The 26,221-nt window shown below is 62.8% G+C and carries 35 protein-coding genes and 1 tRNA gene; 14 read left to right on the top strand and 22 right to left on the bottom strand.

The features are described 5' to 3' along the window. Nucleotides 1–117 precede the first annotated feature (117 nt). Complete coding sequence (icd, locus tag L6D89_RS31145; RefSeq protein ID WP_236202222.1) at nucleotides 118–1,371, top strand: NADP-dependent isocitrate dehydrogenase; 1,254 nt, start codon at nucleotides 118–120, stop codon at nucleotides 1,369–1,371. A gap of 73 nt (nucleotides 1,372–1,444) precedes the next feature. On the opposite strand, the gene cspD is transcribed toward icd, so the two are convergent. After that, nucleotides 1,445–1,720 carry a cold shock domain-containing protein CspD gene (gene cspD / locus L6D89_RS31140; RefSeq protein WP_192431106.1) on the bottom strand — a complete coding sequence of 92 codons (276 nt, stop codon included), beginning with the start codon at nucleotides 1,718–1,720 and terminating at the stop codon, nucleotides 1,445–1,447. Between the two features lie 228 nt (nucleotides 1,721–1,948). On the opposite strand from cspD, the gene clpS reads away from it, so the two are divergent. Next, nucleotides 1,949–2,311 (top strand): ATP-dependent Clp protease adapter ClpS, encoded by a 363-nt coding sequence (clpS, locus tag L6D89_RS31135; RefSeq protein ID WP_236202221.1) that lies wholly within the window; start codon nucleotides 1,949–1,951, stop codon nucleotides 2,309–2,311. Between the two features lie 28 nt (nucleotides 2,312–2,339). Continuing rightward, nucleotides 2,340–4,613 (top strand): ATP-dependent Clp protease ATP-binding subunit ClpA, encoded by a 2,274-nt coding sequence (clpA, locus tag L6D89_RS31130; RefSeq protein WP_236173254.1) that lies wholly within the window; start codon nucleotides 2,340–2,342, stop codon nucleotides 4,611–4,613. Between the two features lie 87 nt (nucleotides 4,614–4,700). Here the strand turns inward: clpA and infA are convergent, their stop codons facing one another. From infA to trxB, 4 genes are all read right to left on the bottom strand, one after another. After that, a complete protein-coding gene (infA, locus tag L6D89_RS31125; protein WP_002553999.1) occupies nucleotides 4,701–4,919 on the bottom strand; it encodes a translation initiation factor IF-1 in 219 nt (72 codons plus the stop codon). A 106-nt stretch (nucleotides 4,920–5,025) separates the two neighbouring features. Further along, the gene (locus tag L6D89_RS31120; RefSeq protein ID WP_236173253.1) at nucleotides 5,026–5,733 is read right to left on the bottom strand and encodes an arginyltransferase; all 708 of its coding nucleotides are present in this window, start codon (nucleotides 5,731–5,733) and stop codon (nucleotides 5,026–5,028) included. A 31-nt stretch (nucleotides 5,734–5,764) separates the two neighbouring features. After that, the gene (gene aat / locus L6D89_RS31115) at nucleotides 5,765–6,469 is read right to left on the bottom strand and encodes a leucyl/phenylalanyl-tRNA--protein transferase (protein WP_236202220.1); all 705 of its coding nucleotides are present in this window, start codon (nucleotides 6,467–6,469) and stop codon (nucleotides 5,765–5,767) included. 35 nt (nucleotides 6,470–6,504) lie between these two features. Then, nucleotides 6,505–7,455 (bottom strand): thioredoxin-disulfide reductase, encoded by a 951-nt coding sequence (gene trxB, locus L6D89_RS31110; protein ID WP_236202219.1) that lies wholly within the window; start codon nucleotides 7,453–7,455, stop codon nucleotides 6,505–6,507. 221 nt (nucleotides 7,456–7,676) lie between these two features. Between trxB and ftsK the strand changes: the two genes are divergently transcribed. The 6 genes from ftsK to L6D89_RS31080 are packed head-to-tail and all read left to right on the top strand — an operon-like array spanning nucleotide 7,677 to nucleotide 15,150. Then, on the top strand, nucleotides 7,677–10,088 hold the full coding sequence (gene ftsK, locus L6D89_RS31105; protein ID WP_236202218.1) for a DNA translocase FtsK: 2,412 nt from the start codon (nucleotides 7,677–7,679) through the stop codon (nucleotides 10,086–10,088). Nucleotides 10,089–10,107: 19 nt separating this feature from the next. Continuing rightward, nucleotides 10,108–10,731 (top strand): outer membrane lipoprotein periplasmic chaperone LolA, encoded by a 624-nt coding sequence (gene lolA, locus L6D89_RS31100; RefSeq protein ID WP_236173249.1) that lies wholly within the window; start codon nucleotides 10,108–10,110, stop codon nucleotides 10,729–10,731. A gap of 35 nt (nucleotides 10,732–10,766) precedes the next feature. Beyond that, on the top strand, nucleotides 10,767–12,092 hold the full coding sequence (locus tag L6D89_RS31095; RefSeq protein WP_236202217.1) for a replication-associated recombination protein A: 1,326 nt from the start codon (nucleotides 10,767–10,769) through the stop codon (nucleotides 12,090–12,092). 46 nt (nucleotides 12,093–12,138) lie between these two features. Next, nucleotides 12,139–13,419, top strand: a complete 1,281-nt coding sequence (gene serS / locus L6D89_RS31090; protein WP_236173247.1) for a serine--tRNA ligase — start codon at nucleotides 12,139–12,141, stop codon at nucleotides 13,417–13,419. Nucleotide 13,420: 1 nt separating this feature from the next. Beyond that, entirely contained in the window at nucleotides 13,421–14,806 is a 1,386-nt protein-coding gene (gene cysG / locus L6D89_RS31085) for a siroheme synthase CysG (protein ID WP_236202216.1), read from the top strand. Next, nucleotides 14,803–15,150, top strand: coding sequence for a lysozyme inhibitor LprI family protein (locus L6D89_RS31080; RefSeq protein ID WP_236202215.1), 348 nt, complete (start codon nucleotides 14,803–14,805; stop codon nucleotides 15,148–15,150). The genes cysG and L6D89_RS31080 overlap by 4 nt, the downstream gene beginning before the upstream one ends. 200 nt (nucleotides 15,151–15,350) lie before the next feature. On the opposite strand, the gene L6D89_RS31075 is transcribed toward L6D89_RS31080, so the two are convergent. The 7 genes from L6D89_RS31075 to L6D89_RS31045 form a co-directional block, all read right to left on the bottom strand. Then, nucleotides 15,351–16,352: a glutathione S-transferase family protein gene (locus L6D89_RS31075; RefSeq protein ID WP_236202214.1), complete on the bottom strand. Its 1,002-nt coding sequence runs from the start codon at nucleotides 16,350–16,352 to the stop codon at nucleotides 15,351–15,353. A gap of 88 nt (nucleotides 16,353–16,440) precedes the next feature. Continuing rightward, nucleotides 16,441–17,439 carry a glycosyl transferase family protein gene (locus L6D89_RS31070; RefSeq protein ID WP_236202213.1) on the bottom strand — a complete coding sequence of 333 codons (999 nt, stop codon included), beginning with the start codon at nucleotides 17,437–17,439 and terminating at the stop codon, nucleotides 16,441–16,443. Then, nucleotides 17,436–17,771, bottom strand: coding sequence for a TusE/DsrC/DsvC family sulfur relay protein (locus L6D89_RS31065; RefSeq protein ID WP_236202212.1), 336 nt, complete (start codon nucleotides 17,769–17,771; stop codon nucleotides 17,436–17,438). The genes L6D89_RS31070 and L6D89_RS31065 overlap by 4 nt, the downstream gene beginning before the upstream one ends. Continuing rightward, a complete protein-coding gene (tusB, locus tag L6D89_RS31060; RefSeq protein WP_236173332.1) occupies nucleotides 17,768–18,073 on the bottom strand; it encodes a sulfurtransferase complex subunit TusB in 306 nt (101 codons plus the stop codon). Before tusB ends, L6D89_RS31065 begins: the two co-directional genes overlap by 4 nt. Next, nucleotides 18,070–18,429: a sulfurtransferase complex subunit TusC gene (gene tusC / locus L6D89_RS31055; RefSeq protein WP_236202211.1), complete on the bottom strand. Its 360-nt coding sequence runs from the start codon at nucleotides 18,427–18,429 to the stop codon at nucleotides 18,070–18,072. Before tusC ends, tusB begins: the two co-directional genes overlap by 4 nt. Next, nucleotides 18,429–18,821: a sulfurtransferase complex subunit TusD gene (tusD, locus tag L6D89_RS31050; protein WP_236202210.1), complete on the bottom strand. Its 393-nt coding sequence runs from the start codon at nucleotides 18,819–18,821 to the stop codon at nucleotides 18,429–18,431. Before tusD ends, tusC begins: the two co-directional genes overlap by 1 nt. Nucleotides 18,822–18,933: 112 nt before the next feature. After that, complete coding sequence (locus L6D89_RS31045) at nucleotides 18,934–19,599, bottom strand: Bax inhibitor-1/YccA family protein (protein WP_024765156.1); 666 nt, start codon at nucleotides 19,597–19,599, stop codon at nucleotides 18,934–18,936. 133 nt (nucleotides 19,600–19,732) lie between these two features. Here L6D89_RS31045 and L6D89_RS31040 point away from each other — a divergent pair. Further along, nucleotides 19,733–19,820: transfer RNA gene (locus L6D89_RS31040), tRNA-Ser, on the top strand. A 119-nt stretch (nucleotides 19,821–19,939) separates the two neighbouring features. Here L6D89_RS31040 and L6D89_RS31035 read toward each other — a convergent pair. The 7 genes from L6D89_RS31035 to L6D89_RS31005 form a co-directional block, all read right to left on the bottom strand. Then, a complete protein-coding gene (locus L6D89_RS31035) occupies nucleotides 19,940–20,989 on the bottom strand; it encodes a phage integrase (RefSeq protein WP_236202209.1) in 1,050 nt (349 codons plus the stop codon). Continuing rightward, on the bottom strand, nucleotides 20,989–21,231 hold the full coding sequence (locus L6D89_RS31030) for a DUF4224 domain-containing protein (protein WP_236202208.1): 243 nt from the start codon (nucleotides 21,229–21,231) through the stop codon (nucleotides 20,989–20,991). The genes L6D89_RS31035 and L6D89_RS31030 overlap by 1 nt, the downstream gene beginning before the upstream one ends. Nucleotides 21,232–21,295: 64 nt before the next feature. Continuing rightward, nucleotides 21,296–21,529 (bottom strand): hypothetical protein, encoded by a 234-nt coding sequence (locus L6D89_RS31025; RefSeq protein WP_236202207.1) that lies wholly within the window; start codon nucleotides 21,527–21,529, stop codon nucleotides 21,296–21,298. Further along, a complete protein-coding gene (locus tag L6D89_RS31020) occupies nucleotides 21,522–21,803 on the bottom strand; it encodes a DUF4031 domain-containing protein (RefSeq protein WP_236202206.1) in 282 nt (93 codons plus the stop codon). Before L6D89_RS31020 ends, L6D89_RS31025 begins: the two co-directional genes overlap by 8 nt. Then, nucleotides 21,803–22,762, bottom strand: a complete 960-nt coding sequence (locus tag L6D89_RS31015; RefSeq protein ID WP_236202205.1) for a hypothetical protein — start codon at nucleotides 22,760–22,762, stop codon at nucleotides 21,803–21,805. Before L6D89_RS31015 ends, L6D89_RS31020 begins: the two co-directional genes overlap by 1 nt. Continuing rightward, complete coding sequence (locus L6D89_RS31010; RefSeq protein ID WP_236202204.1) at nucleotides 22,759–23,190, bottom strand: hypothetical protein; 432 nt, start codon at nucleotides 23,188–23,190, stop codon at nucleotides 22,759–22,761. Before L6D89_RS31010 ends, L6D89_RS31015 begins: the two co-directional genes overlap by 4 nt. A gap of 4 nt (nucleotides 23,191–23,194) precedes the next feature. Further along, nucleotides 23,195–23,392, bottom strand: a complete 198-nt coding sequence (locus L6D89_RS31005; protein WP_236202203.1) for a hypothetical protein — start codon at nucleotides 23,390–23,392, stop codon at nucleotides 23,195–23,197. Nucleotides 23,393–23,480: 88 nt separating this feature from the next. Here L6D89_RS31005 and L6D89_RS31000 point away from each other — a divergent pair, with 88 nt between their 5' ends. Beyond that, on the top strand, nucleotides 23,481–23,711 hold the full coding sequence (locus L6D89_RS31000) for a hypothetical protein (protein WP_236202202.1): 231 nt from the start codon (nucleotides 23,481–23,483) through the stop codon (nucleotides 23,709–23,711). A 73-nt stretch (nucleotides 23,712–23,784) separates the two neighbouring features. Here L6D89_RS31000 and L6D89_RS30995 read toward each other — a convergent pair whose 3' ends face one another. The 3 genes from L6D89_RS30995 to L6D89_RS30985 all read right to left on the bottom strand — a co-directional run bounded on the left by L6D89_RS30995 (nucleotide 23,785) and on the right by L6D89_RS30985 (nucleotide 25,124). Then, nucleotides 23,785–24,288, bottom strand: a complete 504-nt coding sequence (locus L6D89_RS30995) for a hypothetical protein (RefSeq protein WP_236202201.1) — start codon at nucleotides 24,286–24,288, stop codon at nucleotides 23,785–23,787. Further along, on the bottom strand, nucleotides 24,285–24,800 hold the full coding sequence (locus L6D89_RS30990) for a DUF4406 domain-containing protein (protein ID WP_236202200.1): 516 nt from the start codon (nucleotides 24,798–24,800) through the stop codon (nucleotides 24,285–24,287). The genes L6D89_RS30995 and L6D89_RS30990 overlap by 4 nt, the downstream gene beginning before the upstream one ends. A 66-nt stretch (nucleotides 24,801–24,866) precedes the next feature. Beyond that, nucleotides 24,867–25,124, bottom strand: coding sequence for a hypothetical protein (locus L6D89_RS30985; RefSeq protein ID WP_236202199.1), 258 nt, complete (start codon nucleotides 25,122–25,124; stop codon nucleotides 24,867–24,869). 77 nt (nucleotides 25,125–25,201) lie between these two features. Here L6D89_RS30985 and L6D89_RS30980 point away from each other — a divergent pair, with 77 nt between their 5' ends. From L6D89_RS30980 to L6D89_RS30970, 3 genes are read left to right on the top strand one after another with little or no spacing between them, the layout of a single operon-like run. Continuing rightward, nucleotides 25,202–25,396 (top strand): hypothetical protein, encoded by a 195-nt coding sequence (locus L6D89_RS30980; protein WP_236202198.1) that lies wholly within the window; start codon nucleotides 25,202–25,204, stop codon nucleotides 25,394–25,396. A 57-nt stretch (nucleotides 25,397–25,453) separates the two neighbouring features. Next, nucleotides 25,454–25,720, top strand: coding sequence for a hypothetical protein (locus L6D89_RS30975; protein ID WP_236202197.1), 267 nt, complete (start codon nucleotides 25,454–25,456; stop codon nucleotides 25,718–25,720). Continuing rightward, nucleotides 25,717–26,031 carry a hypothetical protein gene (locus L6D89_RS30970; protein WP_236202196.1) on the top strand — a complete coding sequence of 105 codons (315 nt, stop codon included), beginning with the start codon at nucleotides 25,717–25,719 and terminating at the stop codon, nucleotides 26,029–26,031. The genes L6D89_RS30975 and L6D89_RS30970 overlap by 4 nt, the downstream gene beginning before the upstream one ends. The last annotated feature ends 190 nt before the right edge of the window (nucleotides 26,032–26,221 follow it).

Here is a 26,221-nt window from a genome sequence, read left to right as displayed (position 1 = left end):
AAAGGCAGGGTGAAGCGTGTCCCTTTTTTAGACTAAGGAATGATGTAGTTCGATTACCGACTTGTGAGCTACCCTCTGAGGCTGCAAGAGGGTTTCAACCAAAAAGCGGAGTTCAGCATGGGATACCAAAAGATCCAGGTGCCGGCCGGTGACAAAATCACCGTCAACGCCGATATGTCCTTGAATGTACCGAAGAACCCGATCATCCCCTTCATCGAGGGTGATGGCATTGGTGTGGATATCAGCCCGGTCATGATCAAGGTCGTCGACGCTGCCGTCGAGAAAGCCTACAAAGGCGACCGCAAGATCGCGTGGATGGAAGTCTACGCTGGCGAGAAAGCCACCCAGGTCTACGACCAGGACACCTGGCTGCCCCAGGAAACCCTGGATGCCGTTCGCGACTATGTCGTATCGATCAAGGGTCCGCTGACCACGCCGGTGGGTGGCGGCATCCGCTCCCTGAACGTGGCCCTGCGCCAGCAACTCGACCTCTATGTCTGCCTGCGCCCCGTGCGCTGGTTCGAAGGCGTCCCGAGCCCGGTGAAGAAGCCTGGTGACGTGGACATGGTGATCTTCCGCGAGAACTCCGAAGACATCTACGCCGGTGTCGAGTGGAAGGCTGGCACTCCCGAGGCGCAGAAGGTCATCAAGTTCCTCACCGAGGAAATGGGCGTCAAGAAGATCCGTTTCACCGACAACTGCGGCATCGGCATCAAGCCGGTTTCCCAGGAAGGCACCAAGCGTCTGGTGCGCAAGGCCCTGCAATATGCCGTGGACAATGATCGCAGCTCCGTGACCATCGTCCACAAGGGCAACATCATGAAATTCACCGAGGGTGCCTTCAAGGACTGGGGCTACGAGCTCGCCCGCGACGAGTTCGGCGCCCAGCTGCTCGACGGTGGCCCGTGGATGCAGTTCAAGAACCCCAACACCGGCAAGAATATCGTGGTGAAGGACGTGATCGCCGACGCCATGCTGCAGCAGATCCTGCTGCGCCCGGCCGAGTACGATGTGATTGCCACCCTGAACCTGAACGGTGACTACCTCTCCGACGCCCTGGCGGCGGAGGTGGGGGGTATCGGCATCGCCCCGGGCGCCAACCTGTCCGATTCGGTGGCAATGTTCGAGGCAACCCACGGCACTGCGCCCAAGTACGCCGGCCTGGACAAGGTCAACCCGGGTTCGGTGATTCTTTCCGCCGAGATGATGCTGCGCCACATGGGCTGGCCGGAAGCGGCCGACCTGATCATCGATGGTGTGAACGGTGCTATCGCTGCCAGGACCGTGACCTACGACTTCGAGCGACTGATGGACGGCGCCAAGCTGCTGTCGTGCTCCGAGTTCGGCGACGCGATCATCGCCAAGATGTAACTGGGTGAGTCTTCGCCCATGAAAAAGGCCGGCTTGCTGCCGGCCTTTTTCGTTTCGTCTGATCCTTGACGAATCAGGCTTCCGCCGTGAGGTTCTCTACCTCGCTGCTCGGAGCAGCTTGTGCGGACGGGGTGGATGCATTGGCGTTGACGGGCTGGATATTCACCGCGTGCAACCCCTTCGGACCTTGCAGGATCTCGAAGCTGACGGGTTGGCCGGCCTTGAGTGTCTTGTAGCCATCCATCTGGATTGCCGAGTAGTGAGCAAATAGGTCCTCATCTCGGCCATCAGCCAGGATGAAACCGTAGCCCTTGGCGTTGTTGAACCACTTGACCTTACCGCTAAGCATGCTGATATCCCTCTGCAAAGGACTCCATCGCTGGAGTATCATCCACTACTATTCCGCTATGCCTTTTTGTAAAGACTGGCGTCCGGAACTCCTGATACCCTCCGGGGGGTATCCTTTGGTTGTAACACCCTTTTGCCGTTAGTCAAGGCGGCGTCGTCTGGGCCTGAGAGGCGATTCAAACTCCGGCTGGCCCGCCCATTCACCCTCTCGCAAAGCTTTTATTCCAGCATGCATGCAAGTAGCCAGATTCGACTAACATTCAATCAGGACCGCCCGGATCCATTGGAAGACGAAGGAACGGGGCTGGCGGTAGAAGAAGCCAAGCCTGCCTTGAAACCGCCGCCCATGTATCGGGTCATCATGTTCAACGATGATTACACCCCGATGGATTTCGTGGTTGAGGTGCTCGAGCTGTACTTCAACATGAACCGCGAGCAGGCAACCAAGGTCATGTTGACAGTGCATACCCAGGGCAAGGCGAACTGCGGGTCCTTTACCCGCGATGTCGCGGAAACCAAAGCCATGCAGGTCAATCAATATGCGAGGGAGAGCCAACATCCACTGTTGTGCGAAATTGAGATAGAAGGTTGATGCGGATGTTTGGGAGCGAGGTGAAGTCATGTTGAATCGAGAGCTCGAAGTCACCCTCAATCTCGCCTTCAAGGAGGCGCGGGCGAAGCGGCATGAGTTCATGACCGTTGAGCACTTGCTGTTGGCGCTTCTGGACAATGAAGCTGCCGCGACGGTTCTGAAGGCGTGCGGTGCGAATCTGGACAAGCTGCGGCGAGACCTGCAGGAGTTCATCGATTCCACCACGCCGCTGATTCCCCAGCACGACGAGGATCGCGAAACCCAGCCAACCCTGGGCTTCCAGCGCGTCCTGCAGCGTGCCGTATTCCACGTGCAGAGCTCCGGCAAGCGCGAAGTCACTGGTGCCAACGTACTGGTCGCCATCTTCAGCGAGCAGGAAAGCCAGGCGGTGTTCCTGCTCAAGCAGCAGAGCGTCGCGCGGATCGACGTGGTCAACTACATCGCCCACGGCATCTCCAAGGTGCCGGGCCATGCCGAGCATCAGGACAGCGAGCAGGAGATGCAGGACGAGGAGGGTGGCGAGTCCTCCACTTCCAGTCATCCGCTGGACGCCTATGCCAGCAACCTGAATGACCTGGCGCGCCAGGGTCGCATCGATCCGCTGGTTGGTCGCGAATCTGAAGTCGAGCGCGTCGCGCAGATCCTCGCTCGTCGCCGCAAGAACAACCCGCTGCTGGTGGGTGAGGCTGGCGTTGGCAAGACTGCCATCGCCGAAGGCCTGGCCAAGCGCATCGTCGACGGCCAGGTGCCTGACCTGCTTTCCGACAGCGTCGTCTACTCCCTGGACCTGGGCGCGCTGCTGGCGGGTACCAAGTACCGCGGCGACTTCGAGAAGCGCTTCAAGGCGCTGCTCAATGAGCTGCGCAAGCGTCCGCACGCGGTGCTGTTCATCGACGAAATCCACACCATCATCGGTGCCGGTGCTGCATCGGGCGGGGTGATGGATGCGTCCAACCTGCTCAAGCCATTGCTGTCGTCCGGTGAGATCCGCTGCATCGGCTCGACCACCTTCCAGGAGTTCCGCGGCATCTTCGAGAAGGATCGCGCGCTGGCTAGGCGCTTCCAGAAGGTCGACGTCACCGAGCCGTCCGTCGAGGACACCTTCGGCATTCTGAAGGGCCTGAAACCGCGCTTCGAGCAGCACCATCACATCGAATACAGCGACGAAGCGCTGCGTGCCGCCGCTGAGCTGGCCGCCCGCTACATCAATGACCGGCACATGCCGGACAAGGCCATCGACGTGATCGATGAAGCCGGCGCCTACCAGCGCCTGCAGCCGGAAGAAAAGCGTGTGAAGCGCATCGAGGTGCCGCAGGTCGAGGATATCGTGGCGAAGATCGCGCGAATTCCGCCGAAGCATGTCTCCAGCTCCGACAAGGAGCTACTGCGCAATCTCGAGCGCGACCTGAAGCTGACTGTGTTCGGTCAGGCGGCGGCCATCGAGTCGTTGTCCACTGCCATCAAGCTGTCACGCGCCGGCCTCAAGTCGCCGGACAAGCCGGTCGGTTCCTTCCTCTTCTCCGGTCCGACCGGGGTCGGCAAGACCGAGGTGGCGCGTCAGTTGGCCAAGGCGCTGGGTGTCGAGCTGGTGCGTTTCGACATGTCCGAGTACATGGAACGGCATACCGTGTCCCGTCTGATCGGCGCGCCTCCGGGCTATGTCGGTTTCGACCAGGGCGGCCTGCTGACCGAAGCGATCACCAAGACGCCGCACTGTGTCCTGCTGCTGGACGAGATCGAGAAGGCGCATCCGGAAGTCTTCAACCTGCTCCTGCAGGTGATGGATCACGGCACCCTGACCGACAACAACGGGCGCAAGGCGGACTTCCGCAACGTCATCCTGATCATGACCACCAACGCTGGCGCGGAAACCGCGGCGCGGGCCTCCATCGGCTTCACGCAGCAGGATCACACCAGTGACGCCATGGAAGTGATCAAGAAGAGCTTCACGCCGGAGTTCCGCAACCGTCTGGATACCATCATCCAGTTCGGTCGCCTGAGCCACGAGACCATCAAGAGCATCGTCGACAAGTTCCTCACCGAACTGCAGGCGCAGCTCGAGGACAAGCACGTGCAGATCGAGGTCAGCGATGCCGCGCGCGGCTGGTTGGCGGACAAAGGCTACGATCCGCAGATGGGCGCTCGACCGATGGCTCGGCTCATCCAGGACAAGATCAAGCGGCCGTTGGCCGAGGAGATCCTGTTCGGTGAGCTGGCCGAGCACGGTGGCGTGGCCCATGTCGACCTTAAGGATGGTGAACTGGCCTTCGAGTTCGAGGTGACCGCTGCAGAGCCGGCCTGACGGCCGGCAAGGAAAGGCGCAAACGAAAACGCCCGGCAATGCCGGGCGTTTTTCTGTGTGCCGGTATCTACCGGCACCTACCGTCTGTCAGCGAGCGCGGTAGGTGATGCGACCCTTGGACAGGTCGTAGGGCGTCAGTTCTACGCGAACTTTGTCGCCGGTCAGGATGCGGATGTAATTCTTGCGCATCTTCCCGGAGATGTGCGCGGTAACGACGTGCCCGTTTTCCAACTCCACGCGGAACATGGTGTTGGGCAGGGTGTCGACGACAGTGCCTTCCATTTCGAAGCTGTCTTCTTTCGACATGCAGTAGAACCCTCGGTATCTAAGATTGCCTGAAGTGTTTCAGGCCATTAAAAAAGGCACATAGTGTGCCTGAAATCGCCCCACAACGCCAATGGGTGTTTTCGCGTCAGTTCAATGCCACCCAGCGCTGGTTGACGAACAGCTCGATCGGTCGGTACTGGGTCTTGTAGTTCATCTTCCGGCAGTTCTTGATCCAGTAGCCCAGGTAGACGGCGTGCAGGTTCAGGCGCTCGGTCTCGCCGATCTGCCAGAGGATGGCGAAACGCCCCAGGCTGCGGCGCTCCTCGTCCGGGTCGTAGAAGGTATAGACGGCGGAAAGGCCGTTGGGCAGGACGTCAGTGACGGCAACGGCGAGCAGGCGGCCCTGCAGGCGGAATTCGAAGAAGCAACTGAACGGCAGGTCGCGCACCAGAAAGGTGGCGAACTGGTCGCGGCTCGGCGGATACATGTCTCCATCGGCATGACGTTGCTCGATGTAGCGCATGTAGAGGGCGTAGTACTCCTCGGTGAACGCCGGGCGTTTGCGGATCACTTCCAGGTCGGCGTTGCGCTTGATGATGCGCTTTTGCTGGCGGTTCGGCTGAAAGCCGCTGGCCGGAATGCGTGCCGGTATGCAGGCGGTGCAATGCTGGCAGTGCGGCCGATAGAGGTGTTCGCCGCTGCGCCGGAAACCTACCTCCGAGAGCGAGGCATACAGCTGCGCATCCATGGGCTGGCTGGGGTCGAGGAACAGGGTGGTGGCCTGCTCCTCGGGCAGATAGCTGCATGGATGCGGTTGTGTGGCGTAAAACTTCAGGCGGGCGAGCTCGGTCATCTTCAACCCCTGCGAGGTCCCTCAGGCAAGTTTAAGACAGGCTGAGCGGGTCCGCCTGCGAAGTCCAGTCCTGCAACGGTGTTTCGTCGAGATGACGGCGCAGGTAGCTGGCGAACTCGCGGCGGGAAATGGCGCGGGCGCCAAAACTGTGCAGGTGCTGGGTCGGCATCTGGCAGTCGATCAGCACGAAGCCGGCGGCCTGCAGGCGTTGCACAAGGGTCACGAAAGCGACTTTGGATGCGTTGTCGGCGCGGCTGAACATGGATTCGCCGAAGAACAGGCGGCCGATGGCCAGGCCGTAGAGGCCGCCGACCAGCTCATTGCCCTGCCAGGCTTCCGCCGAGTGGGCGACGCCCAGGCGGTGCAGTTGGCAATAGGCGTCCTGCATCGGCGTGGTGATCCAGGTGCCGTCCGCGTAATCGCGCGGGCCGGCGCAGCCGTGGATGACCTGCTCGAAGGCCGTGTCGATGGTGACCTGATAGTGCTGCTGGCGGATGAACTTGCTCAGGCTGCGGGATACGTGCAGCTCCTCGGGAAGCAGGACCGTGCGCGGGTCGGGTGACCACCAGAGAATTGGTTGGCCATCCTGGTACCAGGGGAAGCAGCCGTGGCGGTAGGCCTGGATCAGGCGCTGTGGATTGAGGTCGCCGCCGGCCGCAAGCAGTCCGTTGGGCTCATGCAGGGCCTTGTCGAGGGGCGGAAAGTCGAAATTGCTGCGGGAAAGCCACTTGAGCATGGGGAGGAGGGGAGGGCGAGCCTCCCCTGGACCGATCAGTTGTCGTCGAGGAACTTTTCGGCGTCCAGCGCGGCCATGCAGCCGGCGCCGGCCGAGGTGATCGCCTGGCGGTAGACATGGTCGGCCACGTCGCCGGCGGCAAATACGCCGTCGATACTGGTCAGGGTCGCGTTGCCTTCGGCGCCGCCCTTGATCTTCAGGTAGCCGTCATGCATCTCCAGCTGGCCCTTGAACAGGTCGGTGTTGGGCTTGTGGCCGATGGCGATGAATACGCCTGCAAGGTCCAGCTGGCGGGTTTCGCCGCTGTCCACGTCCTTCAGGCGCACGCCGACGACGCCCATGTTGTCGCCCAGGACCTCATCCAGGGTGGTGTTCCAGTGCAGGCGTACATTGCCGTTCCTGGCTTTTTCGAACAGCTTGTCCTGGAGAATCTTCTCCGAGCGCAGCTTGTCGCGGCGGTGGATCAGATGGACTTCCTTGGCGATGTTGGACAGGTACAGCGCTTCTTCCACGGCGGTGTTGCCGCCACCGACCACGCAGACGACCTGGTTGCGGTAGAAGAAACCGTCACAGGTGGCGCAGGCGGAAACGCCCTTGCCCATGAAGGCCTCTTCCGAGGACATGCCCAGGTACTGGGCCGAAGCGCCGGTGGCAATGATCAGCGCGTCGCAGGTGTAGGTGCCGCTGTCGCCCTTGAGGGTGAAGGGCTTCTGCTGCAACTCGGCGGTGTGGATGTGGTCGTAGACGATCTCGGTGTCGAAACGCTTGGCGTGATGCTCCATGCGCTGCATCAGGGCGGGGCCGGTCAGGCCTTCGACGTCGCCGGGCCAGTTGTCGACTTCGGTGGTGGTGGTGAGCTGGCCGCCAGGCTGGATGCCGGTGATGACAACAGGCTTGAGGTTGGCGCGCGCGGCGTACACGGCTGCGGTGTAGCCCGCCGGGCCGGAGCCCAGGATGATCAGGCGCGAATGCTTGACTTCACTCATAAAAAGACTCCATAAGCCTTTGTCACGTAAGAGAATGCATGCTCCAATTGAGCAGCCGAAAAGCGGTGTTGGGCTATGCTACACCGAACCCCGGAAAGCCGGCAAAAGCGCAGTCGGGCACACCCGGGGTCGCTGGCATCGGCCGGCCAAAGCCGTACAATAGGCCCGTTTCGCGGCCCAACGACTCTCGGACGCGCGTATAGCGCAGGAATAGAAGCGTTTTGAAGGACACCACAGCAAGCCATGCCGCCGCCTGGCGCCAGCAACTGCACTACCGTCTGAAGGAGGGGGCTCTGATCGCGCTCGGCGCGCTCTGCCTTTACCTGTGGATGGCGCTGCTCACCTACGATTCCTCCGATCCGGGCTGGAGCCACTCCAGCCACGTCGAGCAGGTACAGAACGCTGCCGGCCGGCTGGGCGCGCTGAGCGCCGACATCCTGTTCATGGTGCTGGGCTATTTCGCCTACCTGTTCCCGCTGCTTCTGGCCGTGAAGACCTACCAGGTGTTCCGCAAACGCCACATGCCCTGGGAATGGAGCGGCTGGCTGTTTTCCTGGCGCCTAATCGGCCTGGTGTTCCTGGTGCTGTCCGGCTCCGCGCTGGCTTACATTCACTTCCACACCAGCGGCGCGCACATGCCGGCCACGGCTGGCGGAGCCCTGGGCGAGAGCCTCGGCCAACTGGGTATCAATGCTCTGAACGTGCAGGGCAGCACGCTGCTGTTCCTGGCGCTGTTCCTGTTCGGCATGACGGTGTTCGCCGACCTGTCCTGGTTCAAGGTCATGGACGTCACCGGCAAGATCACCCTCGATCTCTTCGAATTGATCCATAACGCCACCAATCGCTGGTGGAGTGCCCGCAGCGAGCACAAGCAGCTCGTCGCCCAGTTGCGTGAAGTCGACGAGCGCGTGGCCGAGGTTGCTGCGCCTATCGTGGCGGACCGTCGCGAGCAGGCCAAGGTCAAGGAACGCCTGATCGAGCGCGAAGAGGCGCTGGTCAAGAGCGTGCAGGAGCGCGAGAAGCGCGTCGCCCCGAAGATCGACGTACCGCCGCCGCCCAGCAAGCCGGTCGAGCCGAGCAAGCGCGTGCTGAAGGAGAAACAGGCGCCGCTGTTCGTCGATACAGCCGTGGAAGGCACGTTGCCGCCGCTATCGATCCTTGATCCGGCTTCGGAAAAGAAGCAGAGCTACTCGCCCGAATCCCTGGAGGCCATGTCGCGCCTGCTGGAGATCAAGCTCAAGGAGTTCGGCGTCGAAGTTATCGTCGAGTCCGTGCATCCGGGCCCGGTGATCACCCGTTTCGAAATCCAGCCGGCCGCCGGCGTGAAGGTCAGCCGTATCTCCAACCTGGCCAAGGACTTGGCGCGTTCCCTGGCAGTGATCAGCGTGCGCGTGGTGGAAGTCATCCCCGGCAAGACCACCGTGGGCATCGAGATTCCCAACGAAGACCGGCAGATGGTGCGCTTCTCCGAAGTGCTGATGACGCCAGAGTACGACGAGCACAAGTCCACCGTGCCGCTGGCCCTGGGCCACGATATCGGCGGTCATCCGATCATCACCGATCTGGCGAAGATGCCGCACCTGCTGGTGGCCGGTACTACCGGTTCCGGTAAGTCGGTGGGCGTGAACGCCATGCTGCTGTCGATCCTGTTCAAGTCCACGCCGGAAGAGGCGCGGCTGATCATGATCGACCCGAAGATGCTGGAACTGTCGATTTACGAAGGCATTCCGCACCTGCTCTGCCCGGTCGTCACCGACATGAAGGAGGCCGCCAACGCCCTGCGCTGGAGCGTCGCCGAGATGGAGCGCCGCTACAAGCTGATGGCGGCCATGGGCGTGCGTAACCTCGCCGGCTTCAACCGCAAGGTGAAGGATGCGGAGGAGGCCGGCACACCGCTGACCGACCCGCTGTACCGCCGCGAGAGCATGGAAGACGAGGCGCCGCTGCTGCAGACCCTGCCGACCATCGTGGTGGTGGTGGACGAATTTGCCGACATGATGATGATCGTCGGCAAGAAGGTGGAAGAGCTGATCGCCCGTATCGCCCAGAAAGCGCGTGCGGCGGGTATCCACCTGATCCTGGCGACCCAGCGTCCGTCGGTGGACGTGATCACCGGCCTGATCAAGGCCAACATCCCGACCCGTATTGCCTTCCAGGTGTCCAGCAAGATCGACTCGCGCACCATCCTCGACCAGGGTGGCGCCGAGCAACTGCTGGGCCATGGCGACATGCTCTACCTGCCGCCGGGCACCGGCCTGCCGATTCGCGTCCATGGCGCCTTCGTCTCCGACGAAGAGGTGCACCGCGTCGTCGAGGCGTGGAAGCTGCGTGGCGCACCGAACTACATCGAGGACATCCTCGCTGGCGCCGACGAGGGCGGTGGCGGCTCGTTCGAAGGTGGCGGTGGTGGCGAAGGCAGCGAGGGTAGTGAGGACGATCCGCTCTACGACGAGGCCGTGCGTTTCGTGACCGAAAGCCGCCGGGCCTCGATTTCCGCCGTGCAGCGCAAGCTGAAGATCGGCTACAACCGTGCCGCGCGGATGATCGAGGCGATGGAAATGGCCGGTGTGGTCACCCCGATGAATACCAATGGCTCGCGCGAAGTCATCGCGCCCGCCCCGATCCGTGATTGATTCGACTTCGAGGATTTCGATGCGTCTGATCCGCCTGTTTTTCGTTGCTGCGCTGGCCTTTGCCGGCGTCCAGGCCCACGCCGACGATGCCGCTGCGCAGCGCCTGAGCGGGATGCTCACCAAGGCCCAGACAATGACCGCGCGCTTCTCCCAGTTGACCCTGGATGGCAGCGGCACTCGCCTGCAGGAAACCGCCGGTACCCTGGGGCTCAAGCGCCCCGGCCTGTTCCGCTGGCACACCGATGCTCCGAACGAGCAACTGCTGATCTCCAATGGTGAGAAGATCTGGCTGTATGACCCGGACCTGGAGCAGGTGACCATCCAGAAGCTCGACCAGCGCCTGACCCAGACCCCGGCCCTGCTGCTGTCCGGCGATGTGTCGAAGATCGGCCAGAGCTTCGATATCACCGCAAAAGATGGCGGCAACGTGGTCGACTTCACCCTCAAGCCCAAGTCCAAGGACACGCTGTTCGACAGCCTGCGGATTTCCTTCCGCAGCGGTGTGGTGAACGACATGCAGTTGATCGACAGCGTCGGCCAGCGCACCAACATCCTGTTCTTCGACGTGAAGATGAACGAGCCGATGGACGCCAAGCAGTTCGTCTTCGACGTGCCCAAGGGCGTCGACGTCATCCAGGAATAACCGGCCGCGCGCCGGATTGATCGATAGGTAATACCGTGGACCTGTTCCGCTCCGCCCCCGTTTCCCAGCCCCTGGCCGCGCGCCTGCGCGCGACCAGCCTGGACGAGTACGTCGGCCAGGAGCACCTGCTCGCCCGCGGCAAGCCGCTGCGTGAGGCGCTGGAGCAGGGCGCGTTGCACTCGATGATCTTCTGGGGCCCGCCCGGGGTCGGCAAGACCACCCTGGCGAAGTTGCTGGCCCAGGTCACCGATGCGCACTTCGAGACCATCTCGGCAGTGCTCTCGGGCGTGAAGGAAATCCGCCAGTCGGTGGAGGTGGCCAAGCAGCACGCCGCGCAGTATGGCCGTCGCACCATCCTCTTCGTCGACGAAGTGCATCGCTTCAACAAGAGCCAGCAGGATGCCTTCCTGCCCTATGTGGAAGACGGCACCCTGATCTTCATCGGTGCGACCACCGAGAACCCGTCCTTCGAGCTGAACAACGCGCTGCTCTCCCGCGCGCGCGTCTATGTGCTGAAAAGCCTGGACGAAACGGCCCTGCGGCGGTTGGTCGAGCGTGCGCTGAGTGAAGAAAAGGGCCTGGGCAAGCGCAACCTGAGCCTGCCCGACGACAGCTTTGCGATCCTCATGGCCGCGGCTGACGGCGACGGCCGGCGCCTGCTCAACCTGCTGGAAAATGCCTCCGACCTCGCAGAGGACAACGGCGAGATCAGCGCCGAGTTGCTGCAGAACCTGCTGGGCGACTCGCGCCGGCGCTTCGACAAGGGCGGCGAGGCGTTCTACGACCAGATCAGCGCGCTGCACAAGTCGGTGCGTGGCTCCAGCCCCGACGGAGCGCTGTACTGGTATTCGCGCATGCTCGATGGTGGCTGCGATCCGCTGTACATCGCGCGCCGGGTGGTGCGCATGGCCAGCGAGGACATCGGCAATGCCGATCCGCGTGCCTTGACCCTGTGCCTTCACGCCTGGGATGTGCAGGAACGTCTCGGCAGTCCGGAAGGTGAGCTGGCGATCGCGCAGGCTATCGTTTACTTGGCCTGTGCGCCGAAGAGCAATGCCGTCTACAACGCTTACAACACGGCGCGTCGTGACGTGGCAGAGAGCGGTTCGCTGGAAGTGCCGCTGCATTTGCGCAACGCACCGACCAAGCTGATGAAGAACCTGGGCTATGGCGACGAGTATCGCTATGCCCATGATGAGCCGGATGCCTATGCGGCCGGAGAAGACTACTTCCCCGAGTCCATGGAGCCGCGCCAGTATTACCAACCCGTGCCGCGCGGGCTCGAACTGAAGATCGGCGAAAAGCTGCGCCACCTGGCCAGCCTCGACAAGGCCAGTTCCCGCCGTCGCAGAAAATCCTGAAGTGGCGCCCTCGAGCGCCGCCTGACACTAGACACGAGAAGACACCATGCTCGATTCCAAACTGGTTCGTACCCAGCCGCAGGAAGTGGCCGAACGCCTGGCCACCCGTGGCTTCACCCTGGACGTGGCGCGCATCGAAGCGCTGGAGAGCCAGCGCAAGGCCGTGCAGACCCGCACCGAGACCCTGCAGGCCGAGCGCAACTCGCGCTCCAAGGCCATCGGCCAGGCCATGAAGAATGGCGAGGACGTTGCGCCGCTGAAGGCCGAAGTCAATCGTATGGCCGAGGAGCTGGAATCCGGCAAGCGCGAACTGGACGCCATCCAGGCCGAGCTGGACAGCCTGCTGCTGAACATTCCGAACCTGCCGCACGAATCCGTTCCGGTTGGTGCCGATGAAGAAGAGAACGTCGAAGTCCGTCGCTGGGGCACCCCGCGCACCTTCGACTTCGAGATCAAGGACCACGTCGCCCTGGGCGAGCAGCACGGCTGGCTGGATTTCGAGACCGCCGCACGCCTGTCCGGCGCCCGCTTCGCCCTGATGCGCGGCCCGATCGCCCGCCTGCACCGTGCCCTGGCGCAGTTCATGCTCGACCTGCACACCCGCGAGCACGGCTACGAAGAAGCCTATACGCCGTACCTGGTACAGGCTCCCGCGCTGCAGGGCACCGGCCAGCTGCCGAAGTTCGAGGAAGACCTGTTCAAGATCCAGCGTGAAGACGAAGCCGATCTGTACCTGATTCCGACCGCGGAGGTCTCGCTGACCAACATCGTGGCGGGGCAGATCCTCGACGCGAAGGAACTGCCGCTGAAGTTCGTCGCCCACACCCCGTGCTTCCGCAGCGAAGCCGGCGCGTCGGGCCGTGATACCCGCGGGATGATCCGCCAGCACCAGTTCGACAAGGTCGAGATGGTGCAGATCGTCGAGCCGTCCAAGTCCTGGGAAGCCCTGGAAAGCCTGGTCGGCAATGCCGAGAAGGTCCTCCAGGCGCTGGAACTGCCGTACCGCGCCCTGGCGCTGTGCACTGGCGACATGGGCTTTGGCGCCGCCAAGACCTACGACCTGGAAGTCTGGGTGCCGAGCCAGGACAAGTATCGCGAGATTTCCTCCTGCTCCAACTGCGGCGACTTCCAGGCCCGCCGCATGCAGGCGCGCTATCGCAACCCGGAAACCGGCAAGCCGGAGTTGGTCCACACCCTCAACGGCTCGGGCCTTGCCGTAGGCCGTACCCTGGTCGCGGTGCTGGAGAACTACCAGCAGGCCGATGGCTCGATTCGCGTGCCGGATGTGCTCAAGCCGTACATGGCGGGCATCGAGGTAATCGGCTGAGATGGACTTCCTGCCGCTGTTCCACATCCTGCGCGGACGTCGCGCGCTACTGGTCGGCGGCGGTGATGTCGCACTGCGCAAGGCGCGCCTGCTGAACGACGCTGGCGCAGTGCTGCGCGTCGTGGCGCCCGAGGTGCATTCCGAACTGCGCGAGCTGGTCGAGGAGGGCGCGGGGGAATTGCTCCTGCGCCCCTACGCCCAGGGCGACCTGCAGGACTGCGTGCTGGTCATCGCCGCCACCGACGATGAGCCGCTCAACGCCCAGGTGTCCCGAGATGCCAACGAGCGCGGTGTGCCGGTCAATGTGGTCGACGCGCCTGCCCTGTGCAGCGTGATCTTCCCGGCGATCGTTGATCGTTCGCCGCTGGTGGTGGCGGTGTCCAGTGGTGGTGATGCGCCAGTGCTGGCGCGGTTGTTGCGCGCCAAGCTGGAAACCTGGATCCCCGCGACCTACGGCCAGTTGGCCGGTCTGGCCAGCCGCTTCCGCGAGCGCGTCAAGCAGCGCCTGCCGGACTTGCAGCAGCGTCGCAAGTTCTGGGAAGACGTGTTCCAGGGGCCGATCGCCGAGCGCATGCTCGCCGGCCAGCCGAGCGAAGCCGAGCGCCTGCTGGCGGACAAGCTGGAAGCGCCGCAGCCCGAATCCCGTGGCGAAGTCTATCTGGTCGGCGCCGGCCCCGGTGATCCCGACCTGCTGACCTTCCGCGCCCTGCGCCTGATGCAGCAGGCCGATGTGGTGCTCTACGACCGTCTCGTTGCGCCGGCGATCCTCGAACTGTGCCGCCGCGATGCGGATCGTCTGTACGTCGGCAAGCGCCGCGCGGACCACGCCGTGCCGCAGGATGAGATCAACCGGCAACTGGTTGAACTGGCCAAGCAGGGCAAGCGCGTGCTGCGCCTGAAGGGCGGTGATCCGTTCATCTTCGGTCGCGGTGGCGAGGAAATCGACGAACTGGCGGCCAATGGCATCCCGTTCCAGGTGGTGCCGGGCATTACCGCGGCCAGCGGTTGCGCCGCCTACGCGGGTATTCCGCTGACGCACCGCGATTACGCGCAATCCGTGCGCTTCGTGACCGGACACTTGAAGGACGGCACCACCGACCTGCCCTGGAACGATCTGGTCGCTCCGGGCCAGACCCTGGTGTTCTACATGGGCCTCGTCGGCTTGCCGGTGATCTGCGAGCAACTGGTGCGTCACGGCCGTTCCGCCGACACGCCGGCCGCTCTTGTTCAGCAGGGCACCACCGTGCATCAGCGCGTATTCACCGGCACCCTGGCGAACCTGCCGGAGCTGGTGGCCGAGCACGAAGTGCATGCGCCGACCCTGGTGATAGTTGGGGAAGTGGTGCAACTGCGAGAGAAGCTTGCCTGGTTCGAGGGGCAGCAGTGAGAGCCTCGCGCGTAGCGGTCCTGGGTGCTGTATGCGCCCTGGGCTTCGCTGCGTTACCGGTGTCCGCCGCCAGTTTCGATTGCAAGAAGGCCAGGCAGGCCGACGAGAAAGCCATCTGCGCGGATCGCCAACTATCCGAGATGGACGTGCAGGTAGCGACTACCTACCGCTTGTTGCGCGGTCTGTTCGCCATGGGCATGCGCGGCAACCTGGGCGACTCCCAGCTTGCCTGGCTGGAGCAGCGTCGTGCCTGCGGCGCCAACAAGGCCTGCCTGAAACAGCGCTATCAGGAGCGTCTGGACGCGCTGCAGAAGGTCTACGACGGCATCGAAAAGCCCATTTGACCTGCTTTTTCCCCTGTAGGAGCGAGCTTGCTCGCGAACAGTTTTTCCGCAGGCTTGGGCGTCAATCGATTCGCGAGCAAGCTCGTTCCTGCAAATCGGGTGTTGCGCAGCTTTTGTAGGAGCGGATTCGTCCGCGATGCCCGCAGCTGTTTATTGGCATCGCGGACGGAGTCCGCTCCTACACCAGGTTCAAGCGCCGCTTAGCTCCTGCGCGCGATACCCTTGCCGGGAAAATGCCCACGCCCGTGCGGGCTGGTGAAGTCCTGCTGCGGCCCAAGCGGCACCACGCCAGTCGGGTTGATGGTGCGATGGCTGGCATAGTAGTGGTTCTTGATGTGCTGGAAATCGACCGTTCCGGCAACACCTTCCAGTTGATACAGCTCGCGCAGCCAGCCTGACAGGTTGGGGTAGTCCGCCAGTCGGCGCAGGTTGCACTTGAAGTGGCCATGGTAGACCGCATCGAAGCGGATCAGCGTGGTGAACAGACGCACATCGGCTTCGGTCAGGTATTCGCCCACCAGGTAGCGCTGCTTGCCGAGGCGCTCCTCCAGCCAGTCCAGTTCGTTGAACAATGTCTTGAAGGCTTCTTCGTATGCATCCTGTGTCGTCGCGAAGCCTGCACGGTAAACACCGTTGTTCACCGCCGGGTAGATGCGCTCGTTCAGTTCGTCGATCTGCGCACGCAGTGGTTCCGGGTAGAGGTCCAGCTTATTGCCGGTGATTCCATCGAAGGCCGTGTTGAGCATGCGGATGATCTCCGCCGATTCGTTGCTGACGATGCGTTGCTCGTGCTTGTCCCACAGCACTGGCACAGTCACTCGGCCAGTGTAGTTCGCGTCGTCCCGGGTATAGCGTTGATGGAGGAAGGTCAGGCCGTCGAGCTTGTCACCGGTAGAGCCGAGGGCCTTGTCGAAGGTCCAGCCGTTCTCCAGCATCAGCCAACTGACGACTGAGACATCGATCAGCGACTCGAGACCCTTGAGCTGGCGGTAGATCAGCGTGCGGTGGGCCCAGGGGCAGGCCAGGGAAACATACAGGTGATAGCGGCCGGCTTCGGCGCGGAAGCCACCCTCGCCGGTGGGGCCAGGTTGGCCATCGGCGGTGACCCAATTGCGGCGCTGTGCGTTCTCGCGTTGGAAGCGACCGTCCTTGCTGGTGTCATACCACTGGTCATGCCAGCGGCCGTCGATCAACTGTCCCATCTTGAGTGCTCCAGAAAGCGGGAAGATGGGACCAGTCTATCGGCTCTGGCTCGATTGTTTAGCGCAAAAACAGGATTCCAGCTATCGACTAAATCGATCTGTTGCGCTCGGTCCAGCGTTTGTCGGCCTCTGCGAAGGCTTCGTCGCGCTGCAATCCCGTGGCTCGCAGGGCAAGCGCCATGGTTGCGCGGACGGCCAGCTCCGCATACGCATCCTCGGACTCACCACGCCAGAAGGCGACCAGGTGAGCCGGCTCCAGCGCTTCCGGCTTGACGTGGCGCAGCGGCGACAGCGCCGGCCATTCCTCGTCCCAGGCTTCGCCATCGCGGCAGCCATAAAGGTGCGAGGTAGCATCGGGGTTCATCTCGATCTCGCCGCCTTCACCCTTGATGACGATGGCGTAGTCGCCGAGCAGGCGGCTACCCTCGCGATGCACCTCCTGGTAACCGGGATGGAAGATGCTCTGCAGCACGCAGGTAGCACCCAGCGGATTGATCAGGCGCACCGCCGAATGCATGGGGGAGCGCAGGCCCAGCGTGTTGCGCAGGTCAATCATGCGTTGCAGGCGCGGCATCCAGTCAACCAGCGGGGCGAACGCGACTCCCTTGGCGTCCAGCGCGGAACGGGCTGAATCCCAGTCCCTGCACAGCGGCAGGCCGAGTTGCTCCAGCAGCTGTTCGGTATAGAGGCGGCCAGCGGTGTGCGCGCCGCCGCCGTGCAGCAGGATTCGTGTCCCGCTGCCGCCCAGGCATTTGGCAGCCAGCAGGTACCAGGGAAGATGTCGCTTCTTGCCGGCGTAGCTCGGCCAATCGAGATCGACGGCTATCTTCGGCACCTGCAGGCGCTCGCGCACGGCTTCGGTGAAGCCGGCGAGTTCCTCGGCGCTTTCCTCCTTGTGCCGCAGCAGCATTAGGAAGGCGCCCAGCTGGGCCTCCTCGACCTTGTCGTCAAGGATCATGCCCAGCGCTTCGCGGGCTTCCTCGCGGGTCAGGCCGCGCGCGCCGCGCTTGCCTTTGCCCAGGATGCGGACGAACTGGGCGAAAGGATGTTCGGCGGGTGTCTGCAGGACGAGCGGGGCGGCGGTCATAGGCAATTGGTCGGCTTCGGCAGGCCGGCGAGCTTTGCGGCAAGCTTGGCCGGGGTGCCTTTGAACAGGAGGTTGAGATGCAGGCTGCTACCTTTTTCCGCGCCCAGTTTCTGGGCCGTGTACTTGATCAGCGGGCGGTTGGCTGGTGAGAGCTGGAATTCACCGTAGAACTCCCGCAGCAGCAGGAGGATTTCCCAGTGCTCGGCTGTCAGGTGGATGCCTTCGTTGTGCGCCAGGGCTTCGGCGGCGGCATCGCTCCAGTCGTTCAGATCGACGAGGTAGCCGTCCTTGTCCAGCGGCAGGGCTTGTCCGTTGACCAGCAGGGTACTCATAGCCAGGCGTTGACCTTGTCGAAGCGAGTGCAGAGTTCGACGAAGCCGGGGTAGTCCACGGCTACGACGCGGGCGGGAACATCGTCCATGCCTCGGGCCTGCAGATCTTCCAGCAGGGCGAAGAGCGCATTGGCCGAAGGCATCAGCTCCAGTGCCTGGCATGGCGCGGTACTGTCGCGCAGGGCGTAGACGGCGTCGCCGGTCAGCAACAGGCCGTCGTCCGGACCAAGCAGGTGCAGGCAACTGGCGAGCCGGCCGTCATTGAAGGGGGAGTGCGAGAGCAGGTGGAGAGTAGCCATCAGATCGTGATCACCTGGTCGTGGGTTTGCAGCAGGTTGCGTAGTTCGGCATCGTCCAGCGCTTGGGCGGGCAATGTCAGGCTGGTGCCGCGCAGCCCGCGCTCCGCAAGGCTGCGGCTGCTGGTATACAGCGCCTCTACGCCAAACAGCGGCAAGGCTTGCAGGTTGGCCTGCAGGTCCTTCTGCTCGATTGTCGCCGGGCGCTGGTCGGGCGCCAGCTGGAACACACCATCATCCAGGAAGAGCATCGAGATCGGCAGGTCGAAGGCGCCGCCGGCGAGGGCGATGTCCAGTGCCTCGCGGGCACTTGGGCCGGCCCAGGGCGCCTGGCGGCTGATGATCAGCAGGGATTTGGCCATCAGTTATCTCCGAAGCAGACCAGTCGGTCTGCCAGTTGCGCCGCTTCATGCAGCTGACCAAGTCCGGAAAGATCCCAGGGTGCCTGCAGGTTGGCGGCGTGGCGGGAATAGCGGTTGGCTTCCTCTGGGTTGAGCACGCCCCGGCGCAGCGCAGCAGCAATGCAGACAACTCCATCCAGCTGGTGATCAGCGACGAAGCGCGCCCAGTCGGCGGCGACGTCCAGCTCATCCTGGCTGGCGACGGTGTTCGCCGATGCGCTGTGCACGCCATCCTGGTAGAAAAACAACCGGGTAATTTCATGGCCGCCGGCCAGCGCTGCCTCGGCGAAGCGCAAGGCGCGCCGGGCGGCCGGTGAATGCGGCGGAGAGAAGAGGGCAATGACAAATTTCATGCTGGGCCGACTGCAGGGGGATATCGCCGAATGATACGGCAACGCGTCTTTTTTGCCCTGCCGGAAATGAAAAAAGCCCGTCGAAACGGGCTTTTCCCTGAAGGCTGAACTATCAGTCGTCGCTGCCCATGATGCCGAAGATCTGCAGCAGGCTGATGAACAGGTTGTAGATCGAGACGTACAGGCTGATGGTCGCCATGATGTAGTTACGCTCGCCACCGTGGATGATCGCACTGGTCTGGAACAGGATCATCGCCGAGGAGAACAGCACGAAACCGGCGCTGATGGCCAGTTGCAAGCCGCTGATCTGGAAGAACAGCGAAACCAGCACGGCGCCCAGCAGTACGAAGAAACCCGCGGTGATGAAGCCGGACAGGAAGCTCATGTCCTTGCGGGTGGTCAGTACATAGGCGGAGAGACCGAAGAACACCAGGGCAGTCATGAAGAAGGCCGAGGAAATGATGCTCGCGCCGTTGGCCATGCCCAGGTACATGTTCAGGATCGGGCCGAGGGTGTAGCCCATGAAGCCGGTGAGGGCGAAAGTGCTGACCAGGCCCCAGGCGCTGTTGCGCAGCTTCACGGTAAGGAAGAACAGGCCATAGAAACCGAGCAGCACCACGAAGAAGCTGGGGTAGGGCAGGCGCATCTGTTGCGAGGCGAAAGCCACCAGGCCGCTGAAGGCCAGGGTCAGGGCCAGCAGGCCATAGGTGTTGCGCAGGACGCCGCTGACCTCTTTCTGCTCCACGGCTGTGGAGTCGAGATATTGCCGTTCTTGCATGTCGAGACACTCCTGTTAAGCGGGATACGGATCCATGACCGTAGTGAGCTCATCATAACAGAGGGAAAAGCGCGCTGAATCATCAGAGTTTGACAGTGTGTTGCGATTCGGTAATATTGCCGCCCGCTCATGTGGAAGCGTGGCCGAGTGGTTTAAGGCAACGGTCTTGAAAACCGTCGACGGGCAACTGTCCTAGAGTTCGAATCTCTACGCTTCCGCCACTATTACAACGTTGAAAGCCCCGCACTGCGGGGCTTTCGCGTTTCTGGCGTTGTGCCATCCAGATTGCGTGCTCTGGCACGAGTCCCAGAATAAAACAGGGTGAGTCCCAGAACTTTCCCTATTTCGTCGGCTGCGCAATCGCGCCGCGGCGAACATATACTTTCCTGGTGATCTCCTCTTCGGTGTGACCAAGTAAGCGGCTGGCGTCTTTCACGTCGTTGATTTCGGTAGCGGCTTTCGGGCGAATGTCCCTGAACTGGAACTGCCGGATCATCGCGCCGAGCTCCTGGTCGCCTGCTTCGACGGCAGCCGCCTGGGCTGCATCCCTGGCATCGTCCCAGCGGTGGCGCAACATCTGCTTTGTCACCCGGCGCCCGCGCGGGCTGATGATCAGGAACGGGCTGCTGAACTGCTCATTACGGGCCGCCATCTGCGCCAGGAGAGCGCCGAGGCTGTTGTCGACGCCATCCTTGCGGAGGACGATCCGCACCTTGTGGGCGGTCTTGCCTTGCCTCACCAGCAGCCAGTCGTCCTCGATGTCGGTGGAACGCAGCGACAGAACGTCGGCCGGGCGCTGGCCGGTGAGATAGGCCAGGTCCATCGCGTCCTTCAGTTCCGGTACGGCGTGCCGGTAGACCGCATCCCAGACGATGTCCTTCGCGTAATAGTCGCGCGGCGCCTCCTTGTTCTTGCGCACGCCCCGGCAGGGGTTTTCTTTCGTGGTCAGGCCCCACTCCCGAGCCGTGTTGAAGACGTGGGAGAGGGTGGCGATTTCGCGGTTCGCCCGGACCTTTGCCTGCCTGGCATCGCGGTACTGGGCGATCATTGCCGGCGTCAGCGCGTCGATCGGTGCTTCGTCGAACACCTTCCGGAGCTGCTTCAGCTCCATCAGGTTGTCCTTCTGGGTGCGCTCCGCCTTCTTCGGAATGACGTCCCGGATATAGCGGTCGAAGATCGAGCGCATGATGCGTAGGTCCATCGGCTTGTCCTGGGCCTCGAGCTCGGCCCACTTGATGCGGGCCATGTCCAGATCGCTGCCCAGGTGCACGTCCTTGCCGTCGGCGTTCCGGTAGTAGTAGGCCACCCATACCTTGCCATCCTTGCGGACGCGACGCCGAACATAGAGGTTCGGCGGCAGCTTCCGGTTTTCCTTGTTGCGTGGTCGCATCAGTTCACCCGTGAGAAGTCAGGGGTCCAAGCCGGTGCAGGCAGCGGCGGAGGTTGCAGGCTGGTGCCCATATGCGCCAGGCCAAGCTTCATGCGCGCGTACTGGCGGCCGACGAGAGGGCGTTTCCCGCGGCTCTCCACGAAATGCCAGTGGTGGTCCTTGAGCCAGCGCCGTTGCCAGGCGCGGGCCTTGTAGCCGGTGATCTCGGCCAGTTCCTCGTCGGAGAGGATCTCGCTTTCCATGGGCAATACCTCGTCGCGCCGGCGCTGGCCGGCGGGGTTGGGAATATGGGGGAGGGGTGGCCGGCTACCCAGGCACACCCTTGTTCAGCGGCAGCTCGCGGTCAGAGCGGATGCGGACAGCGTCGCTGTCGATCTGGTACCAGCCGCCGCAGTGGCACTCGTACTGCTCACCCTGGACGTCCTCGACGTCGTGGCCGTCCAGCGCGCGGATCTCCTGGCAGTGCGGGCAGCGGCAGATCAGGCTGCCATCGGTGTCACGGGCGACGTGGTACACGTCGTAGATGTAGTCGTCAGCCATGGCTCACCTCGCGCGCCTGCTCTCGCCGCTTCCGCATCAGCTCGGAGACGTCGTTGGGGTAGTCGATCTCGGCCGCACCGTGCTGGATGGCCAAGGCCTTCTTGCTGAGGCAGATGTCGAAGTGGCTTTTGATGGTGCCGGGGTGCTGATGCCACTTCCGCTGGACGCCGATCTTGTCGGCCATGGACAGCAGCTCGTCATCGGTGTCCGCGAACATATGGCACATGATCAGGCGCCCGAACGGCGCCCGCATGTCGTCGACATAGACCGGCATCACTCACGCTCCTGCGCCGAAGCAGCGGCACGGTCCAGGCGCTCCAGCTCGGCGAAGATCAGGGCTCCGGCTCGGATCAAAGTTTCGCGCGGCGTCTTCGGCTTCCACCAGCCTTTGTCCCATGGCCAGAAGAGCGCACAGCCATTGCCGATGCCTTCCGGCCAGTTGGTGCCAACGCCACCGGCATGAAGGGCGTAGCACCCGGCGGCACGCGCGAGCTGCCCGCGCGTTGCCGCGTCGTCGTGGCTGGGGTCGAAAGCCTCTTCCTCTACTTGGCGACGGCGCTCCGCGTGCACATCGAGCCATGCCTGCGGAAGTTGTCCCGCCTGGGCCAGGTCGCGCTCCCGGAGAAGCCGAGCGATGGTGTTGCCCTGGATGCGGGAGGCGGTGAGGGCGGCCTGCTCGAAGCTGCGGACCTTCTCGCAGATGCGCTCCACGTCGGCGCGGGCCTGCATCAGCTTCGGGTAGAGGTGGCGCCAGGCCTGGAAGGCAAAGGTCCGCTCGTAATCACCGCCGCCAGAGCGGCAGTATTGACCGTGCTCTTCCCACCAGGTCATGAACTCGGCTTCGAACACATCATCGGGGACGCGCGATGCCTCCGCCTGCTGCTGCCATCCCTGCACCGGGGTTTCGAAGCGATCGCCAGCGACATCAACTCCGCCACGCACTGCTGATACTTGGGCGGGTTGCGCTAGGGCTTGTTCGAGCGTCCGGCTCAGCCAGCGGATGCGCTCCTTCGCGGCGGTGAGCAGCGCGATAGGGGAGTGGTAGGTGGGGTCTTTCGCCATGAGGCGTTCGATGTTCAGCGGCTCGTTGCCGCCCATGTACACCGCGTTCGCCAGTTCATCGTCGGTGAGCTGGCCGAGAGCAAGCGCGGCGCGCTCGCCGTCGTACTGGCCTGCGTGCGGGTCTTGCCCGCCGGAGGCGCGCCAGTTGGCGGCCGGAGTAGTGTCGGTCATGTCTTTGCCTCCTGAATGCTGGCTTCTACCCAGTTGCGCATGCGCTGCCAACGCTGTTCTGGCGTTTCTCGCGACCACTTGCCGGAGCCGTCGTAGAAGCCGCCGGGGTACTCGTCATTCTTGAAAACGATCTCAGCGGCCAGCGCTGGCGCAATGTCGAAGGCGGCTGCTACGGTCTCGCGGCAGTCAGGGGCGAGGTTGCTCATGTCGATGCCGCGCTTGGCGCCGAGCACGCCGAGGGTGCAGAACTGGCCGTCAGCCTCAAGCTCCTCCGTAATCAGGCGTTTCTCCGGCATGGCGTCCAGGGCCTCGCGCAACTCGATCAGGAATGCCTGACTGCGCTTGCCCTTGATCGCCGAGTTAACGGCACCCCGCCAGCAGATCAGGTTCCAGCCACCGCAGTCGTCGCTATATCCGCTTCTGCTCATTTGTTCAGCCCTCTACGGGGTATTGGATGGTGCCGGTGGCGCCCTGGTCGGCGTCGTTGGCGATCTGGTTCAGCTGGCGTGCGAGCTGGCGCATCTGCGCCGGCTGGAGGAGGGCGCCGAGTCGGGGCAGGCCCTCGATCTCGGCCACGCGGTTGCCGGCCTGGTCCTCCCGGTGTTCCGCGGTCAGTTGGATGGCTTGCATGGAATGAGTCCTCATTGAACTGCTATGCCCGCCTGGCAGGCCGCTTAACGCGCAACTACCCTCGGTCAAGGCAATGGAGGGCAGGCATATGAATATCGGAATTACCCTGGCGGGCTTGCTGTGCATGGTGTGCGGAGTGGTGGGGCTGGCTCGAGGCGAGCGAGTTGTCGATACCAAAGGCGGTATCGTTGCTCGCTTTATCCGGTTGCCAGCGGGCTGGGCGAAGTACATGAAATGGCCCTATGGGATAGGCCTGATCATGATGGGGCTCATCTTGCTGGGAGCTGGCATTGTCGGCTGGCCCAATATCCCCGCTTGACCAACAGGCCTGCAGCGCAGGCAGTCGCATTTCTCGGAGGGTTGGCCGGTGCCGCGGCAGAAGGTGGGGCGGGTCATGCTGCAACCTTCCGGCGGTACTTCGCTTCCCACTCCCGGTGGCGAGCGATCATCTCCGGCACTGCCGCCAGATAGTCCCGCGTGGTGCGGAAGCGTTTGCGAGGCGGGACCGGGTCAGGAATGCCGTGCTCGTCCCGTGGCCCGCCATCCCAATCGGTAAAGGTGCTCCAAACCATGCTGGTGAAGGAGGCCCAAGTGCATTCCTCCTCCCACTCAGGCTCGTAGTAGCCCTGCATGGAGCCAACCATCGGCGTCCCCTTCAGTGGGTGGCACGGATAGTCGAGCACTACCCAGCGCTTCCCGTGCCGAGGCATGTACTTGCGGTCCTTCTCAAACGGGTAGAGGGCGCTGCGGCGCAGAAGGGCCTTACGCTCCCACGCGCCATAGAACTCGTGGTAATTGTCCCAGCGCACCGCGGGGAACTGCTCGGTATCGATTCCGATGCTCTGGAGGATCGGCGCGATGCGCTTGCACAGCTTCTTGAGGATGCGAGGATTCATGCAGCGCTCCTTGCTGGTTCGGTGATCTGGCTGGCGGTGAACACCTGCATGCCCAGTTCACTGGCGACGTGGTACTCGAGGCGGGCGCCCTTGGACTTGTCCCAGCCAGGGAGCAGGGCGATCGCCTCGCAGGTGATCAGCTTCTGCATGTCCAGGCGTAGGTAGTCGGCCCACTCGAAGCCGTCGATCACGCCATGGTCGGCCGGGTTCTCGACGTGGTAGCCGAGATCGCGCAGGCGTTCGGCTTCGGCGTGGAAGGCCGGGTAGTTGAAGTCCTCGATCCCGGTCATCGGCCCGGCGAGGTAGAGGCGCCCGACGCGCGGGACGCTCATCAGGAGGTCCATGGTCTGGCCGAAGACCTCGCGTGCCTGCTCGGCGGTCATGGGGACGAGCACCAGGCCCAAGTCCAGGGCTTCGATAACGTCCTCGGGGTGGCGCCGGCCAACGAAGCGGCATTCACGGGTGGCTGGATCGAAGCCGGCCACGGCCGACTCTTCGTAATTTCTGGGCATGACGAATCCTTGCGCCTGCTGGCGCGGAAAAGAGTTTCCGGAAAAGGGCAATTTGTTGCGGAGGGTTCAGCCGGCTTCGCGCAGGTCCAGCTCGTTTCCCCACTGGGCACCCAGGTCGATGCCCAGGGCTGCGGCAGCGTCGATGATGGCTTTCTGCGCATGATCTGCATTGGTCAGCAGGCCTTTGCGCTGGTACTTATCCAGCGGTAGCTCGCCCAGTTCGCGGATCATCTTCATGGCGAACAGGAATCCGCCGGCAGCACGCTGCAGGCCTTCCTGATCGACAACAAAGGCGCGCGTAGGCGCGTGAAACTTCATGGGCATGAGTTCTCCTCGCGCCGTAGTGGCGCAGTAGAAGAGGCTGGGATAGGGTGCGACGCACCACATCGAGGAATTCAGGGATGAAAGCAATAACGGTTCTATTCGGCCTGATGATCGTCACTCTTGGGCTGTTCGCGGACGGTTGGCATATCAAAGGACTGATAGCCCTGTTCGGCTCGTACTTCGTGATCTATGGCCTTCGCGATGTCCCCGCAGTCCGGCGCCGCTTCCCTGACTTCTTCCAAAGAATCGGGAGTAAGCGCAGCGAGCCGTAGTGGCGCAATGGCATCAAAATCATTAGCCTGTGCTCTTTATCTGTTTAAGGACGAGCAATGAACAAGGCACAGGTTTCGATGGTGGAGCGGCTTCTCAAGGTTGGGCGACGTGTTGCCTTTGCGCTGGCGATACTGGCAGTGGTGATTGGACTTGGATCTGTCTACATCGGGTCGATTTCGCTTGAAGGGTTGCTGCTTTGCTTCCTCACTTTTAAGGAAGTTGGGGCGATGTTCTGGCTATCGATTTTTGTCTGGGTTGCCTGTCGGTGGGTGGCAATCTTCATTCGTGCCGGACAAGCCAGCGAGCAAGGGGCGGGGCAGTGACTGATTTTCGAGTTATTGAAATTCTGCTCGATCATCAAAGCGTCTTTATCAGACGTGAAACCGTTGGGTCTTCGACGATAGGGGGGGAAGATCCCATTCCCTACCAGCAACATGTAGTGAAGGCGCACTTCATAAATATGTTGGCCCACACCAATACGCAAATGGACCGGGCTGCCGCTGCTGCTGCTGTTATCACAGTGAGGGTTCTTTGCACTCTTACGGGCACCAAAGAGCAAGCCGACGCAGTGAAGGCATTCGAAATTCTTAATGCTCGAAGAACAGGCAAGTATCAGGTGCTAAATCAAAGGTGACGAAGCTTGGTCCATGTGTCATTCGCGATGGCGTAATGGCATGGAGTGGGGTAGGTTCGGATGCAATGTCATCAACCTAAGCTGCAGCCCTGCCCAAGGCAAGCCCCCCGAAGCAGCCAGCCGCCATGGCCGTCGGGCGATGACCAGGCCTCTGCCGCTCAATCAGGCGGTCTAGCTGGGCTGGCGGTGA

Origin of the sequence: Pseudomonas pseudonitroreducens, assembly GCF_021603645.1 — a bacterium.
Taxonomy (GTDB): domain Bacteria; phylum Pseudomonadota; class Gammaproteobacteria; order Pseudomonadales; family Pseudomonadaceae; genus Pseudomonas; species Pseudomonas pseudonitroreducens.
The sequence above is the reverse complement of the archived record's forward strand: the minus strand, read 5'-3'. Positions and strand labels throughout refer to the sequence as shown.